Below are 14,438 nucleotides of genomic sequence, written 5' to 3' on the forward strand. Positions count from 1 at the left end.
GCGGCGGATATGATATCTAAGCGATAGTTTTAGAAGAACGAATCATCGTCGCTGTTATTGTAACTGTCGTCATCGCTGCCAAAGCCTGAATCGAAGAATCCGCTATCTTGCCCATTCTGATTTGACGCATCATCTTGCCAATCCGCATTTTGCAGATCGGGCTGTGTGTTATCTGGTTGAATCGCATCAGATTGAGTCGTATCGGGCTGAGCAATCGTATTTTCCTCAACCACGTTCACGATCTCTTCCGGCCGGCTATTGTGGAACATACCGGTCAGCATATCCGCAATCACCACGCCGCCCGCAACACCCGCTGCCGTTTGCAATGCGCCGCTTAAAAAGCTGCTGCCGCCACGAGAGGCCGCAGGCGCATAACCACTATTCGCATTGTTGGCGTACTGGTTATTGGCATAGTTTGCCGCGCCAGGAATGGGCTGGCTTCCGCTGTTTGATACGGCGGCTGGGCGTGACTCGGTTGCATTGGTGCTGCCACCGCCGAACAAGCCTGCTAAAAAGCCGCCGCTGCTCTGTTTCGGCTGGTTTTGTAGCTGAGCCACCTGCTGCTGAAGAGCATTCACCTGATCGTTTAAACGCTTAATCGCCGCTTCTTGGACCAGCATCGCCTGAGCCATGTAGTAAGGTGCCGCAGGCTGTTTGGCGATACATTCCTGAATCAAACGCTCGGCCTGAGCATCCCTCGGCCCGCTGCCTGCTTCAGCCTGTTGTAGGCGAGAGAAAAGGCCAGAGATAACGCGTTGCTCAACGGATTGTTCATCAGACATAGAAACCTCAACAAATATTGATGCCAAAGCGGCACTAAAACAGATCAATCTGGAATAAATGTAATGCCCATTCATTAAAGATCAATATGGTTTAACGCTTTGTCACAAAGGCAGAGGTTTCTATACAGAGGGGCGAGTAAAACAGAAAGGAAACAAGTTACTCGCTGATGTTTGATGTTTGATGTTTGATGTTTGATGTTAGGGAGAGCACTCCGATGGGGTCGTAGCGACGTAAGCCGCCGGAACGTCCCGCGGTGTGCTAGACCCCGTATATCTCAATCCTCTAAACGACCTAAATAAGTCGATAGGAGCATGATTACTTAGCCACCTCTTCCACCAGTGGCAGCAAAATCCTCACGCTATCTCGGGTACGCGATTTGATACGCCCCGGCAGATGTTTATCTAAGTATTGAAGATTGTCATATTGCGGTTGGTGCCACGTGGTGCCTGCTGGGAAACGCGTATTCTTGCTGGTTTGCTGATAGCCATCTTTTTTACCCAAAGACCAATTGCTGGCTTCAACGGCAAGTACTGGAATATTGGATGCATCAAACGTCATATGATCTGAGCAACAACCGGTGCCTTTCGGGCTGTGTTCGCCATGACCATTGTTAATGGCAGCGCTAATGCCAAAGCGCTTAGCAAGCTTAAGGGCGCGGTCGCGGGTTTTCTCGGCGATGGCTTTCGGCGTGTTAACACCGCTGTGGAAATAGAGTTTATCGCCGGTAATCAAAGAGTCGAGGTTGATAACCAACAGCGTGTTGTCTTTGTCGGCTTTGCTCATTCTGCTGAGATAGTTCTCAGCCCCTTTGCTGCCCAACTCTTCGGCGCTGAGCGCAAGGAAACGAATAGTCGCCTTGGTTTTTACGCTGCGCAGACGCTCGGCAAGCTCCAACATCACGCCAACGCCAGACGCATTGTCATCTACGCCCTGCAACGTTAATCCGCCAAGATTATGGTTTACATCGCTGTCGCTCATTGGGGTATAGGTATCAAGGTGGGCGACGATTAAGATCTGTTTGTCGGTGTTGCCGGGTTTCACCGCAATCACCGACGTGGCGTTCACGTTATGCCAATCTTTTTTACCTTCGCTTGAGGTATACACATAGTGGGTTTTGAAATCTCTTAGGTCACTTTGATAGCCCATGCTTTGGAAACGCTGATTAACATAATCTGCCATCATCAGCTCGGCGGGGCTACCTGCCATGCGGCCGGGGAAGTAGGTCGAGATATGCCGCACTTCTTGTTCGGCAATTTTACCTACGGGTTGATGGGTAATACCTGCGGCTGAAACCGCGAAACTACTGCTTAGACATAGCGCTGCGCAAACCAGTTTAAGTGAACGGCAGGAAAACATGGGTAAAGCGTCCTTAGCGCTGCTGAAAATCAAAAACGTGTTCAACAGCGTGATAATTGGGATGATAAATCAGTGCGGCTAGTATGGAGTCTTCGCTCTTATTACACAATTTCTAGCGCTCCTAAAATTTAAGGAAATGTTGACTTCCTTAATCCTGCGCTGCCTCAGCTTGCTGCATATTTCTTTCGGTTATTTCAAATACCTTTTCGTCATTTCATTTGGGCAAAGCTGACACCTTATAGTGCCCCTATCCTGCTTTTTGAAGTTACCGCTGCGCTCACTCCGTTTGATTTGCTGTAACTCCAACCCTCTTGGATAAATATCCGATGTGCCGGTGTGGCCTTCGGGAGAATTTCTGGCTTAAGGATCGTCCATGGATAACCAAAGATTGACGCACTTACGACAGCTTGAAGCGGAGAGTATTCACATCATCCGCGAAGTGGCTGCCGAGTTTTCTAACCCTGTCATGATGTACTCCATCGGCAAAGATTCTTCGGTGATGCTGCATTTGGCGCGTAAGGCATTTTATCCGGGGACGCTGCCGTTCCCGTTGCTGCACGTTGATACCGGCTGGAAATTCCGCGAAATGTACGAATTTCGCGATCGCACCGCCAAGGCTTACGGCTGCGAACTTTTGGTGCATAAGAATCCAGAGGGCGTCGCGATGGGGATTAGCCCGTTTGTTCACGGCAGCGCCAAACATACCGACATCATGAAAACCGAAGGCTTAAAACAGGCGCTGAATAAATATGGTTTTGACGCCGCCTTCGGCGGAGCGCGTCGTGATGAAGAGAAATCGCGCGCCAAAGAGAGGATCTATTCATTCCGCGACCGCTTCCATCGCTGGGACCCGAAAAACCAGCGCCCTGAGCTGTGGCACAACTATAACGGTCAGGTGAACAAAGGGGAGAGCATCCGCGTATTCCCGCTGTCAAACTGGACTGAACTCGATATCTGGCAATATATCTACTTGGAAAACATCGATATTGTTCCGCTTTATTTGGCGAAGCCGCGCCCTGTTTTAGAGCGTGACGGCATGCTGATGATGGTGGATGACGATCGTATCGATCTCCAACCGGGTGAAGTGATCAAACAACGCATGGTTCGATTCCGTACTTTAGGCTGCTGGCCGCTAACCGGCGCGGTGGAATCTCAGGCGCAAACGCTGCCTGAAATCATCGAAGAGATGCTGGTTTCTACCACCAGCGAGCGTCAGGGAAGAATGATCGACCGCGATCAGTCTGGCTCGATGGAGCTGAAAAAGCGCCAAGGGTACTTTTAAGAATTCGTAGAGGACGAGAACCATGAGCCAGATTATTAACCACTCCATCGCAGACCAAATTGCTGAGCAAGGCGGGGTGGAAGCCTATTTACAGTTACAACAAGATAAAAGCCTGCTTCGATTTCTGACCTGCGGCAGCGTGGACGATGGTAAAAGCACGCTGATTGGACGCCTGCTGCACGATACGCGCCAAATTTATGAAGATCAGCTAACGACGCTGCACAGCGACAGCAAACGCATTGGCACACAGGGTGAGAAACTCGATTTGGCGTTGCTGGTTGACGGTCTTCAGGCCGAGCGTGAGCAAGGCATTACCATTGATGTTGCTTACCGCTACTTTTCGACGGAAAAGCGCAAATTTATTATCGCCGATACTCCAGGGCATGAGCAGTACACCCGAAATATGGCGACCGGCGCGTCGACCTGTGACTTGGCTATTTTACTGATCGACGCGCGCAAAGGCGTTCTGGATCAAACTCGTCGCCATAGCTTTATTGCCACGCTGCTCGGTATTCGTCATCTGGTGGTGGCGGTGAATAAAATGGATCTGCGTGACTATCAGCAGGACGTATTTGAGCAAATCAAACAGGACTATCTCAGCTTTGCCGAGCAACTGCCCGGTGACTTGGCGATTAAGTTTGTGCCGCTGTCCGCGCTTGATGGCGACAATGTGGCGACACAAAGTGAGGCCATGAGCTGGTATCACGGGCCAACGTTATTAGAAATTTTGGAAACCGTTGATGTGGTACACGATGCTGAAAAGCAGCCGCTACGTTTCCCTGTGCAGTACGTGAATCGCCCTAATCTGGATTTTCGCGGCTATGCGGGAACGCTGTCCGCAGGCGTACTCAGCGTGGGGCAGTCGGTGAAGGTGTTACCGTCTGGGGTCACTTCACGCGTTGCTCGAATTGTCACCTTTGATGGCGACCTGCAAAGCGCCATTCCTGGAGAAGCCATCACGCTGGTTCTTGAAGATGAAATTGATATCAGCCGTGGCGATCTAATCGTGGCCGCTGATGCCTCGATTCCTGCGGTACAGGGCGCGACGGTGGATGTTGTCTGGATGTCTGAGCAGCCGCTGAGCCAAGGGCAAAGCTTTGATATTAAACTCGGTGGCAAGAAAACCCGCGCTCGCGTGGAGCGAATTGACTATCAGGTGGATATCAACACGCTTACGCAGCGTGCGGTAGAGTCTTTGCCGCTCAATGGCATTGGTTTGGTTGAGCTCACTTTCGATGAACCGCTGGTTATCGACAGCTATGCGCAAAACCACGACACCGGCAGCTTTATTTTCATCGATAGGCTCACCAACGTTACCGTGGGTGCAGGGCTTATCCGTGAGGCGTTGACACCGTCACAAACGAATACGTCTGATTTTAGCGCTTTTGAAATTGAGCTGAATGCGTTGGTTCGCCGTCACTTCCCACATTGGGGTGCGCGAGATTTGCTGGGTGGAAAATAGCGGTGACTGATATCAATTTATTACAACCAGCTACTGAAAGTAACGCCTCTAGCCCTGATATCGTCTGGCATGAACATGCAGTCAACCGCGAGAGCCGCGAAAAGCTGCATGGACATCAAGGCGCGGTGATTTGGTTTACCGGGCTTTCGGGCTCGGGAAAATCATCGATTGCAGGCGCGTTAGAGCAGGCATTGCATCAGCTTGGGGTGAGTACATACTTACTGGATGGCGACAACGTGCGGCATGGCTTATCGCGCGATCTGGGTTTTAGCGATGACGACCGTATCGAGAATATTCGCCGCGTGGGCGAGGTCGCTAAACTCATGCAGGATGCGGGTTTGTTAGTGCTCACTGCATTTATCTCTCCCCATCGCCATGAGCGCCAAATGGTACGCGAACTACTGCCGGAAGGGCGTTTTATCGAGGTCTTTGTGGATACGCCACTCGCCGTATGTGAGCAACGTGATCCCAAAGGGCTATACAAGAAAGCGCGGGCGGGTGAGATTAAAAACTTCACGGGAATTAGCTCAGTTTATGAGCAGCCTGAGCAACCTGAAATTCACCTAAATGGCGAACAATTAGTAACAAATTTGGTCGCACAAATGTTAGACGTTTTACGCCATCACGCTATTATCAAACCCTAGTTATTGTTGCATTACATTTATTCCTTTGGTGAATGTAATGAATATTCAGGGTCGATATATGCTAATAAACGCCGCCAACATTCCCGCTGACAAGAAAAAGTCATTGGAGAAAGAAGAGCCTTCTTACGCCTTTGCCGGTGGGGTATTGGGCTTTTCTTTCTATTGGTTGGCTTTTGTTCTGCCCTTTATCGTCTATGGTCTGAATACCCCTTTCTTCCTGCTCTACACGTGGCCGTTTTTTCTGGCGCTGATGCCGATTTCAGTGCTGCTTGGCATTGGTATCAATAAGCTGGTGTCGGGACGGTTGCTGATTAGCGTACCGCTGTGTGCGGTGCTGGTGGTGATGCTGTTCTGGCAAACCTTCTCATTGCTGACAGGCTGGTAATCCCTGCCAAGTACGGCCAAATTCTTCGCTCAGGTTTTTTCCTCTTCCGCCGATAACTCAGAGATATTTTAAAAATATCTTTGGGGTTAGTCGTTACAGAGGATAATTACTATGGCAAATGTATCTATCACCATGTCAGTGCCCGCAGCGGGTGTTTCTCCCGCGCTAACCGGCAGCGGTGAAAGCGTTGGCAGTGGAAGCGGCAGCACCGTAGGGGCGAGTACCTCGGGAAGCGGTTCAGGGCGTATCCAACAGCTGATGAAGCAAATTCAGGAGCTGCAGCAACAGCTGCGTGATTTAGCCGATTCTGGTGGCTCACCGGAAGAGCTTAAAAAGCAGCAAGAGCTGATTCAAAACCAAATTAAAGCGCTACAGGCTGAAATCGCACGTATTCGCCAGCAAGAGGCGGAACAGGCGCAGCAAAGCCAGTTGGATAAAGTGGGAAAAACCGGCGACGGCGTTAACCGCCCAACCGATGAAAATCAGATCGATGTTTATATCTGATTGTGCGAAAAACCCGTCATCTTCTCTCATGAAATGGCGGGCTCTTCGATGCAAGATGATTCACGGTTTTACATAACTTTTCCGCAACCTCAAGCCCGTTCTATTTATTTCCTATGCTATCATGCGCAACTTGCCTTCCCGCTGATATCCCGATGCCTTCTGGTTAAGGGAGTGATAGGGAATAAATATTCGATATTGTCGTGGTGATAGATGACGAGCTATCTGCATTTTCCTAGTTTTGACCCAGTAATTTTCTCTATTGGGCCGGTGTCTTTACATTGGTATGGCCTGATGTATCTGGTGGGCTTTGTCTTTGCTATGTGGTTGGCCGTGCGCCGTGCTAATAAGCCGGGAAGTGGCTGGACGAAAGACGAAGTTGAAAACCTGCTGTACGCTGGCTTCTTGGGGGTATTCCTCGGCGGCCGTATTGGCTATGTGTTGTTTTATAACTTCTCGCTGTTCCTCGAAAACCCACTTTATCTCTTCAAAGTTTGGGACGGCGGCATGTCGTTCCACGGCGGATTGATTGGTGTCATCGTGGTGATGTTGGTATTTGCTCACCGCACCAAACGTAATTTCTTCCAAGTGTCAGACTTTATTGCGCCGCTGATCCCGTTTGGCTTGGGCGCTGGCCGCTTAGGCAACTTTATTAATGGCGAACTTTGGGGCCGAGTGAGCACCGATACGCCATGGGCGATGCTGTTCCCAAGTTCTCGTAGCGAAGACATTCCTTTGGCTGCCACCAATCCACAGTGGCAAGAGATCCTCAACCAGTATGGCGTGCTGCCGCGTCACCCGTCTCAGCTGTATGAACTGCTGCTTGAAGGCGTGGTGCTGTTTATCATCCTGAATCTCTTTATCCGCAAACCGCGCCCGATGGGTAGCGTGTCTGGACTGTTCCTGATTGGCTATGGCGCATTCCGTATCATCGTTGAATTCTTCCGCCAGCCAGACGCCCAGCTCGGTCTGTTTGATGGCGTGATCAGCATGGGGCAGATCCTTTCTATCCCAATGATTATTGCGGGTCTGATCATGATGGTTTGGGCGTATCGTCGTCCTCAGCCACAGAAAACTCTTTAAATAACGTTCCATAGCCTGCTGCGGACGATCACGCCGCGGCAGGTATCAAAAGCATAAACGTCGTGAGGTGACATGAAACAGTATCTGGATTTAATGAAAAAAGTGCTCGCAGAGGGAACACAAAAGGCCGACCGCACCGGAACCGGCACTGTGTCCATTTTTGGGCATCAGATGCGTTTCAACCTGCAAGAAGGCTTCCCGCTGGTCACCACCAAACGTTGTCATTTACGTTCCATCATTCATGAGCTGTTGTGGTTCCTGAATGGAGATACCAATACGGCTTACCTGCGCGAAAATAACGTCACTATCTGGGACGAGTGGGCAGACGAAAATGGCGATTTGGGCCCGGTGTATGGCAAACAGTGGCGTGCTTGGGGCGCGGCTGATGGTCGTCAAATTGACCAGATCAGCAAAGTGATGGAACAGCTGAAACAAGATCCAGATTCACGCCGCATTATCGTATCGGCTTGGAACGTGGGTGAGTTAGACCAAATGGCGTTGGCGCCATGCCATGCGTTCTTCCAGTTTTATGTGGCAGACGGCAAGCTCTCCTGCCAGCTCTATCAGCGTTCTTGTGACGTATTCCTTGGCCTACCGTTCAATATCGCCAGCTATGCCTTGCTGGTACACATGATGGCGCAGCAGTTGGATCTGGAAGTGGGTGATTTTGTCTGGACCGGTGGTGATACCCACTTGTACAGCAACCACATGGAACAAACGCAGCTACAGCTCAGCCGCGAGCCTCGTGCGCTGCCTAAACTGGTGATTAAGCGTAAGCCAGAATCTATTTTCGATTATAAATTCGAAGATTTTGACATCGAAGGCTACGACCCGCATCCAGGAATTAAAGCACCTGTTGCGATTTGATATCGCGTTATTTGCTTTGAAAGCGCCAGCTACTTTAATGCTGGCCATTTGAAAGATCGAGATACACGGGGGCTACCGCAGGGTGGGGCTGTTACAGAACACATCCATGTGTTCTGCCCTACGGGCCAACGCTAAAGCGCTGTTCAACGTTGCTCCATGCAAAGTTGTCGGCAGCTAAAGCTGCTACGACCCCATCCCTACGATTCCCCCTAAAATCGAGCTTAAATGACCGATGCTTCAACCATTTTGCTGGCGTTTTTTTATTTCCTTTTAACCGTATTTTTCCTTTTCCTCTTCCTCTTCCTCTTCATTTGTATTTGGTTTTGCGTGGTACTTCGCAAACTCCGATGCACGTTTCACTGCGTAATCAAATTGATTGCGGCGAGCATTGCTAAAGCCTTTCGTTCCGCTTTTCCTTTCTAAAATCAGTTTTATAGTCATCTTCCAATCAAGCAGAGATTAAGGGCTTACGATGGAATGGTCACGGATGAGTGGATTTACACTGCTGGAAATGATGGTGGTGATGCTGTTGGTTTCAAGCATGGCGCTGTATGGCCTCCATGGATTCAGGCAGCAGCGTATGGCGCTTCAGCTTGAGCAGGCGGGGCAGGCGTTGCTGGTTTTTTTACAGCAGGCGCAGCGGCGTGCGTTTGCTGAAAACAGCACGGTGCAAATTGAGGTTGATACCGAGCAGCGTAGCGTGGAGGTACAGAATACCTCCCGAAAGTATGTGCCATCCTCATCGGATATCACAGTTATCTCTCAACTGACTAAAAACGCAGGTTTTTACGGCGTGCGTAATAATGCTTTAGCCGGGCATATCGAGCTAAGTAATCCAGCTGGCACGGTGAGCGTTATTTGGTCTGCGCAGGGGCGTCTTCGGCTGTGTGCACTGTCTCAACGCCTGCTAGGAATACCGTCATGCAGCTGAGCCATCAAAGTGGTATGACGCTGCCGGATGTTCTGGTTACGCTGCTGTTATCCAGCATTGTCCTGTTATCAACGAGCCAAATTATGGTCATGCTGCGAGCCAGCAGCGTTCGAACCCAACGCTGGCAGCAGATACAGGAAAATATGACCCAGTTGCTCGACCGCGTGGATAAAGATCTCACCCGAGCGGGTTTTTGCGCACGGGGCTGCTTGGTGCCAGAGCCTAAAATTTCGTCGGCGGAGGGGGAAGCCGCCAGCTCGTGCGTTATTCTGTTTTACGATCTGAATGCCAACGGACGAATTGACCTTACCCCGCCCGCTAACGCGGACTCCTTCGGCTACCGTCTCCGCAATGGCGCCTTAGAAACAGCGCGTGGAATACAGCAATGTTCGGGAAATGGTTGGGAGAAGATATCCGATGAAAGAGATATTAACGTTTTGCTGTTTAAAGTGATCCCACTTTATCGTGGGTATGAAGTGCTGCTGGGATTAAGGCGGCTAAAACCACCGTTTATGGCTGAGCAGCAGTCGCGTTTTATTCTGCCTGAAAATGGCCGAGTGACGGGTAAATGAATTTAGCGTATAGCCACGACAACCCACAAGCAGGCAGCATGCTATTGCCTTCGGTACTTCTGATGCTGAGCCTGTCACTTCTGGTTGTCGGAGCGCAGCAGGGGCGTCTGGAGCGACAGGTTCAGAACCTAGGCTATCAGCGACAGCTCAAGATGTTTCGCCAACAGGCGGAGTCTGCGCTAGATCTGGCGATAATATCGGATAAATGGCCGACGCCGCTGACCGATGTCTGCCAAACCTCAGCACAGGCTACCGTATGTTTTAAAGCTATCGGTGCTGATATCGGGATAGTGTGTTCCGCGGTGAAAGCGCAAGTCTATGGCTTGAAAATACAACGGTTTAGCTATGTGAGTATGGGGAGTTCGGTGAGTACACCATCGAACTCATCGGCAACGCCTAGGATGTTAACGCTTTCAGGTGGCTGGCTTGATTATCCATCGGCAGATAGCGAAAATTTATGCTAACCGTATTGAGGCAGAAAGGGCATAGTCAGTCTGGTTTTGGTCTGATTGAGGTCATGGTGAGTATCCTCTTGGTATCTGTTGGTTTTCTCGGCATGCTGCACTATCAGCAATGGATGAGGCAGGCACAAATAAGAGTGTGGCAACAGCAACGGGCATGGCAGTTCAGCGAGCAGGCTATCACGCTGTATCGAATGGGCGTGCCCGTTGCGGAGATCCAGACAAGGTTGTCTCTGCCTAAATCATGGCAGTTGGAGGTCAACATTGAGCAACATGTGAAGTGTGAAATGATTAACGCCAAGATTTCCGCGCCGTTGAACATCCAAGCAAAGCTTGAGAGAACAATCTGCGAACAGTTGGCCGAGTGAATGGGCGCTAATGATTTCCTCCTTACCTATGAAAGGCTAAAGTGTGTATACCCTGCATACTTGAAGCTGCTTCAGCGTTGGCTGCGCTCGTGCACCCGAATCACTTACTAGAGTAAGCTCATCGGGATTTACTCACTTGCCGCCTTGAAGCAACTCCAATTATTTTGGGTATAGATTTTCATACTTGAAGCTGCTTCGCTGCTGGCTGCGCTTGTTACCCGCCAAAAACTGAGTTATCGGAGAAAGCATGTTTACTGTTTATCACTCGAACCAATTGGATCTGCTTAAGCAACTTATCGCGGCGCTTATTGAAGGCCAACCTTTGCAGAATCCTTTTGAGCAAGAAGTGATTTTGGTACAAAGCCCCGGTATGGCTCAGTGGCTACAGATGGAGTTAGCCAAACAGTTTGGCATTGCGGCGAATATTGAATTCCCCTTACCTGCCACCTTTATTTGGAATCTTTTTACTCAGGTAATGCCGGGTATTCCCAAGGAAAGCGCTTTTAGCAAAGATGCAATGACCTGGAAGCTGATGTGGCTGTTGCCACAAATGCTAGAGCAGGAGGCCTTTGCTCCACTGGCGCGTTATCTTTCTGACGATGAAGATCGTCGTAAGCACTTTCAACTCGCCGCTCGCGTGGCGGATCTGTATGACCAATATTTGGTGTATCGCCCTGAATGGCTACAGATTTGGGAGCGCGGTGAGCGTATTGATGGGCTGGATGAAGCTCAGCAGTGGCAGGCTCCGCTTTGGGTCGCGCTTAAAGAGTACACCGCGCAGCTTAACCAGCCTGAGTGGCACCGAGCCAATTTATATGAGCGCTTTATTCATACCCTAGAGCAATCAACTGAGTGTCCGGCTGGGCTGCCTAAACGGGTCTTTATCTGTGGAATTGCGGCGCTGCCGCCGGTATATCTCGATGCGCTACAGGCGCTGGGCAAGCATATTGATGTGCATCTGATGTTCACCAATCCGTGCCGCTATTACTGGGGTGATATTCAGGACTATGCCTTTCTTGCCAAGTTACAGAGCCGTAAAAGGCGTCATCATATTCAGCGGCAACAAGAGATCGAACTCTTCCGCGATCCGCAAACTGCCTCTGAGCTGTTTAAACCCGACGGTGAGCAGGAGTTAAGTAATCCGCTGCTAGCATCATGGGGAAAACTGGGGCGCGATCACATGTATCTGCTGGCGCAGCGTGAACCACAGGAAGTACACGCGTTTGTGGATTTAGCCCCCGATAACTTACTCAAGCGTATCCAACACGATCTGTTGGAATTGGAAGATCATGCCCAAATTGTCGATCGGCCCGATCGTCTGGAAAGCAGTAACGGCAAGCGATTGCTGGATCTGAACGATCGCAGCATTAGCGTTAATCTATGCCATAGCCCTCAGCGTGAAGTCGAGGTGTTGCACGATCGGCTGCTGGATCTGTTTGCCGAAGATCCTTCTCTTACACCGCGTGATGTCATTGTTATGGTGGCAGATATCGACAGCTATACGCCGTTTATCCAAGCCGTATTTGGTAATGCGCCTCGCGAACGCTATTTACCTTTCGCTATTTCTGACCGCAGTGCGCGACAAGCACATCCGGTGATTCAGGCATTTCTCACCTTATTAGAGCTACCCAACAGCCGGTTTACCTCCGAACACGTTTTAACTTTGCTTGAGGTGCCTGCCTTAGCTGAGCATTTTGGCATTAGTGAAGAGGGGCTACGTCGCTTACGTCACTGGGTGGATGAATCCGGGATCCGCTGGGGTCTGGATGATGACAACGTGCGTGAGCTCGATCTTCCTGCGACAGGCCAGCACACGTGGCAATTTGGGTTAACCCGCATGCTGTTGGGTTATGCCATGGATAGCCGCTGTGGTGACTGGAACGGGGCTCTTCCATACGACGAATCGAGCGGCCTGATTGCCGAATTGGCTGGCCAGCTTGCCGACTTATTGATGAGGCTCAGCGAGTGGCGCACGCGTTTGAGCGGCGAATATCGAGTACAAGAGTGGCAGCCGTTATGCCGTGAGATGCTCAATGAGTTCTTCGTTCAGGATAGCGAAACGGAAACCGTTCAGGCATTGATTGAACAACAGTGGCTAAAAGTCATTGGCTACGGGATCAGCGCTGAGTATCCACAGGCCATTCCGCTCTCAATACTGCGTGATGAGCTGGTTTCACGCTTGGACAATGAGCGAATTAGCCAACGTTTTCTGGCGGGGCCAATTAACTTCTGTACGCTGATGCCAATGCGATCCATCCCTTTCAAAGTGGTTTGTCTGCTTGGCATGAATGATGGCATCTATCCTCGTACCATTGCACCGCTTGGCTTTGATCTGATGGCAAACAAGGTACAGCGCGGTGACCGAAGCCGTCGAGACGATGACCGTTATCTGTTTCTCGAAGCGCTGCTTTCCGCACAGGAGCGTCTGTATATCAGCTATATAGGCCGCTCGATTCAGGATAATGCGCCACGTTATCCCTCGGTGCTCGTCAGCGAGTTGATGGAATATATTGCCCAAAGCCATCATTTGCCGGGGGATGAGAAGCATGATGTTGATAGCAGCGCCCAGCGAGTGATGGACTATCTGCAAATTGAGCATCCGCGTGTGCCTTTTGCCACCGAAAACTATGTTAATGACAGCGAAAGTCAGAGCTATGCCGCTGAGTGGCTACCTGCGGCGCAGCGCGCCGGAGAAGCGCATCAGGCGTTTGCTCAGTCGCTGCCGCTAGAAGATATTTCGATGGTGACGCTCGACGATCTCATTCGTTTCTACCGTCATCCTGTGCGTGCCTTTTTCCAAATGCGCCTCGGGGTAAACTTTATTTTAGAAGAGACGGAATTGCCTGATGAAGAGCCGTTTACACTGGATAACCTCAGCCGCTATAAGTTGAATAGCCAACTGCTAAACCAACTCATTGATGGCGAAGAGCCCACTGCGCTATTTCGTCGTATCCGCTCGGCGGGCGGCTTGCCATACGGGGCTTTTGGCGAGATCTACTGGGAAAAACAGCAGGAAGAGATGCAAGAAGTGGCAGCCAAGGTTCGAGAGTATCGCACCACGGGCCACAGTATCGAAATTGATGATGTGCTAGACGCTGTGCGGCTAACCGGCTGGCTGCAGCAGGTTCAGGATAATGGCTTAGTGCGCTGGCGGCCTGCGGTGTTAGGCGCGGTAGACGGCATGGCTCTCTGGATTGAGCACCTGTTTTATTGCCTTAGTGGCGGAGAAGGTGAAAGCCGTTGCTTTGGACGTCAAAACTCGGCATGGCATTTTGCTGCTATGAGTAAAAAAGAGGCCGAGAAAGCGTTACTGCCCTTGATTGAAGGGTATCGACAAGGCCGCAGCAGCCCGCTCTTGCTGTTACCTAAAACGGGCTGGGCATGGCTGAATAGCTGTTTCGATAAAGATTCTGGCGCTGTTGATTGGGATGAACAAACTCAGTCTAAGGCGCAAATGAAGCTACTGCTGGCATGGCAGGGCGACCAGCGGGTGATAGGAGAAGGCTCCGATCCCTATATTCAACGCGTCATGCGTACCATGGACGAAAAGAGACTGCGCGAAATTCAGCAACTGGCTGAATACTATTATTTGCCATTAGCGCGGAGTAATTCGGCCTGATAGAGGTCCAACATATGTGATTTTGTGAGGTTGAATTTGCGTGAACGCTAAGTCTGCCTTAACGTGGTATTTATTTTTAAGCTGAAACGGTATCTGAATCACTCTATTTTTCAGCATTATGCTA

The 14,438-nt window shown here is 50.5% G+C and carries 15 protein-coding genes; 12 read left to right on the top strand and 3 right to left on the bottom strand.

The genetic code is table 11. The features are described 5' to 3' along the window. Positions 1-29: 29 nt before the first annotated feature. Both DSM2777_RS07570 and DSM2777_RS07575 read right to left on the bottom strand, forming a co-directional pair. Positions 30-782, bottom strand: coding sequence for a DUF2076 domain-containing protein (locus DSM2777_RS07570; protein WP_061553587.1), 753 nt, complete (start codon positions 780-782; stop codon positions 30-32). Positions 783-1,098: 316 nt separating this feature from the next. After that, positions 1,099-2,139 (bottom strand): aminopeptidase, encoded by a 1,041-nt coding sequence (locus DSM2777_RS07575; protein WP_061553588.1) that lies wholly within the window; start codon positions 2,137-2,139, stop codon positions 1,099-1,101. 373 nt (positions 2,140-2,512) lie between these two features. Here DSM2777_RS07575 and cysD point away from each other — a divergent pair, with 373 nt between their 5' ends. The 7 genes from cysD (at position 2,513) to thyA (ending at position 8,363) form a co-directional block, all read left to right on the top strand. After that, positions 2,513-3,421, top strand: coding sequence for a sulfate adenylyltransferase subunit CysD (gene cysD, locus DSM2777_RS07580; protein ID WP_025800261.1), 909 nt, complete (start codon positions 2,513-2,515; stop codon positions 3,419-3,421). 22 nt (positions 3,422-3,443) lie between these two features. Further along, positions 3,444-4,883: a sulfate adenylyltransferase subunit CysN gene (cysN, locus tag DSM2777_RS07585; protein ID WP_061553589.1), complete on the top strand. Its 1,440-nt coding sequence runs from the start codon at positions 3,444-3,446 to the stop codon at positions 4,881-4,883. Between the two features lie 2 nt (positions 4,884-4,885). Next, positions 4,886-5,527 carry an adenylyl-sulfate kinase gene (gene cysC, locus DSM2777_RS07590; protein WP_061553590.1) on the top strand — a complete coding sequence of 214 codons (642 nt, stop codon included), beginning with the start codon at positions 4,886-4,888 and terminating at the stop codon, positions 5,525-5,527. Positions 5,528-5,585: 58 nt separating this feature from the next. Beyond that, positions 5,586-5,912 carry a DUF3561 family protein gene (locus tag DSM2777_RS07595; RefSeq protein WP_046458976.1) on the top strand — a complete coding sequence of 109 codons (327 nt, stop codon included), beginning with the start codon at positions 5,586-5,588 and terminating at the stop codon, positions 5,910-5,912. A 111-nt stretch (positions 5,913-6,023) separates the two neighbouring features. Beyond that, positions 6,024-6,416, top strand: a complete 393-nt coding sequence (locus DSM2777_RS07600) for a FlxA-like family protein (RefSeq protein WP_080950911.1) — start codon at positions 6,024-6,026, stop codon at positions 6,414-6,416. 210 nt (positions 6,417-6,626) lie between these two features. Further along, a complete protein-coding gene (gene lgt, locus DSM2777_RS07605) occupies positions 6,627-7,496 on the top strand; it encodes a prolipoprotein diacylglyceryl transferase (RefSeq protein WP_046458935.1) in 870 nt (289 codons plus the stop codon). Between the two features lie 72 nt (positions 7,497-7,568). Continuing rightward, positions 7,569-8,363 carry a thymidylate synthase gene (gene thyA, locus DSM2777_RS07610; protein ID WP_043495300.1) on the top strand — a complete coding sequence of 265 codons (795 nt, stop codon included), beginning with the start codon at positions 7,569-7,571 and terminating at the stop codon, positions 8,361-8,363. Positions 8,364-8,633: 270 nt separating this feature from the next. On the opposite strand, the gene DSM2777_RS24410 is transcribed toward thyA, so the two are convergent. Beyond that, positions 8,634-8,804: a hypothetical protein gene (locus tag DSM2777_RS24410; RefSeq protein WP_156088277.1), complete on the bottom strand. Its 171-nt coding sequence runs from the start codon at positions 8,802-8,804 to the stop codon at positions 8,634-8,636. Positions 8,805-8,850: 46 nt separating this feature from the next. Between DSM2777_RS24410 and DSM2777_RS07615 the strand changes: the two genes are divergently transcribed. The 5 genes from DSM2777_RS07615 to recC all read left to right on the top strand — a co-directional run bounded on the left by DSM2777_RS07615 (position 8,851) and on the right by recC (position 14,314). Beyond that, a complete protein-coding gene (locus tag DSM2777_RS07615) occupies positions 8,851-9,294 on the top strand; it encodes a prepilin-type N-terminal cleavage/methylation domain-containing protein (protein WP_237087822.1) in 444 nt (147 codons plus the stop codon). Then, positions 9,285-9,866, top strand: a complete 582-nt coding sequence (locus DSM2777_RS07620; protein ID WP_061553592.1) for a prepilin peptidase-dependent protein — start codon at positions 9,285-9,287, stop codon at positions 9,864-9,866. The genes DSM2777_RS07615 and DSM2777_RS07620 overlap by 10 nt, the downstream gene beginning before the upstream one ends. Further along, a complete protein-coding gene (locus DSM2777_RS07625; RefSeq protein WP_061553593.1) occupies positions 9,863-10,330 on the top strand; it encodes a DUF2509 family protein in 468 nt (155 codons plus the stop codon). The genes DSM2777_RS07620 and DSM2777_RS07625 overlap by 4 nt, the downstream gene beginning before the upstream one ends. Next, positions 10,324-10,695, top strand: coding sequence for a prepilin-type N-terminal cleavage/methylation domain-containing protein (locus DSM2777_RS07630; RefSeq protein WP_061553594.1), 372 nt, complete (start codon positions 10,324-10,326; stop codon positions 10,693-10,695). Before DSM2777_RS07625 ends, DSM2777_RS07630 begins: the two co-directional genes overlap by 7 nt. 247 nt (positions 10,696-10,942) lie before the next feature. After that, positions 10,943-14,314: an exodeoxyribonuclease V subunit gamma gene (recC, locus tag DSM2777_RS07635; protein WP_061553595.1), complete on the top strand. Its 3,372-nt coding sequence runs from the start codon at positions 10,943-10,945 to the stop codon at positions 14,312-14,314. The last annotated feature ends 124 nt before the right edge of the window (positions 14,315-14,438 follow it).

Origin of the sequence: Obesumbacterium proteus (genome assembly GCF_001586165.1) — a bacterium.
In the GTDB taxonomy this organism is placed as follows: domain Bacteria; phylum Pseudomonadota; class Gammaproteobacteria; order Enterobacterales; family Enterobacteriaceae; genus Hafnia; species Hafnia protea.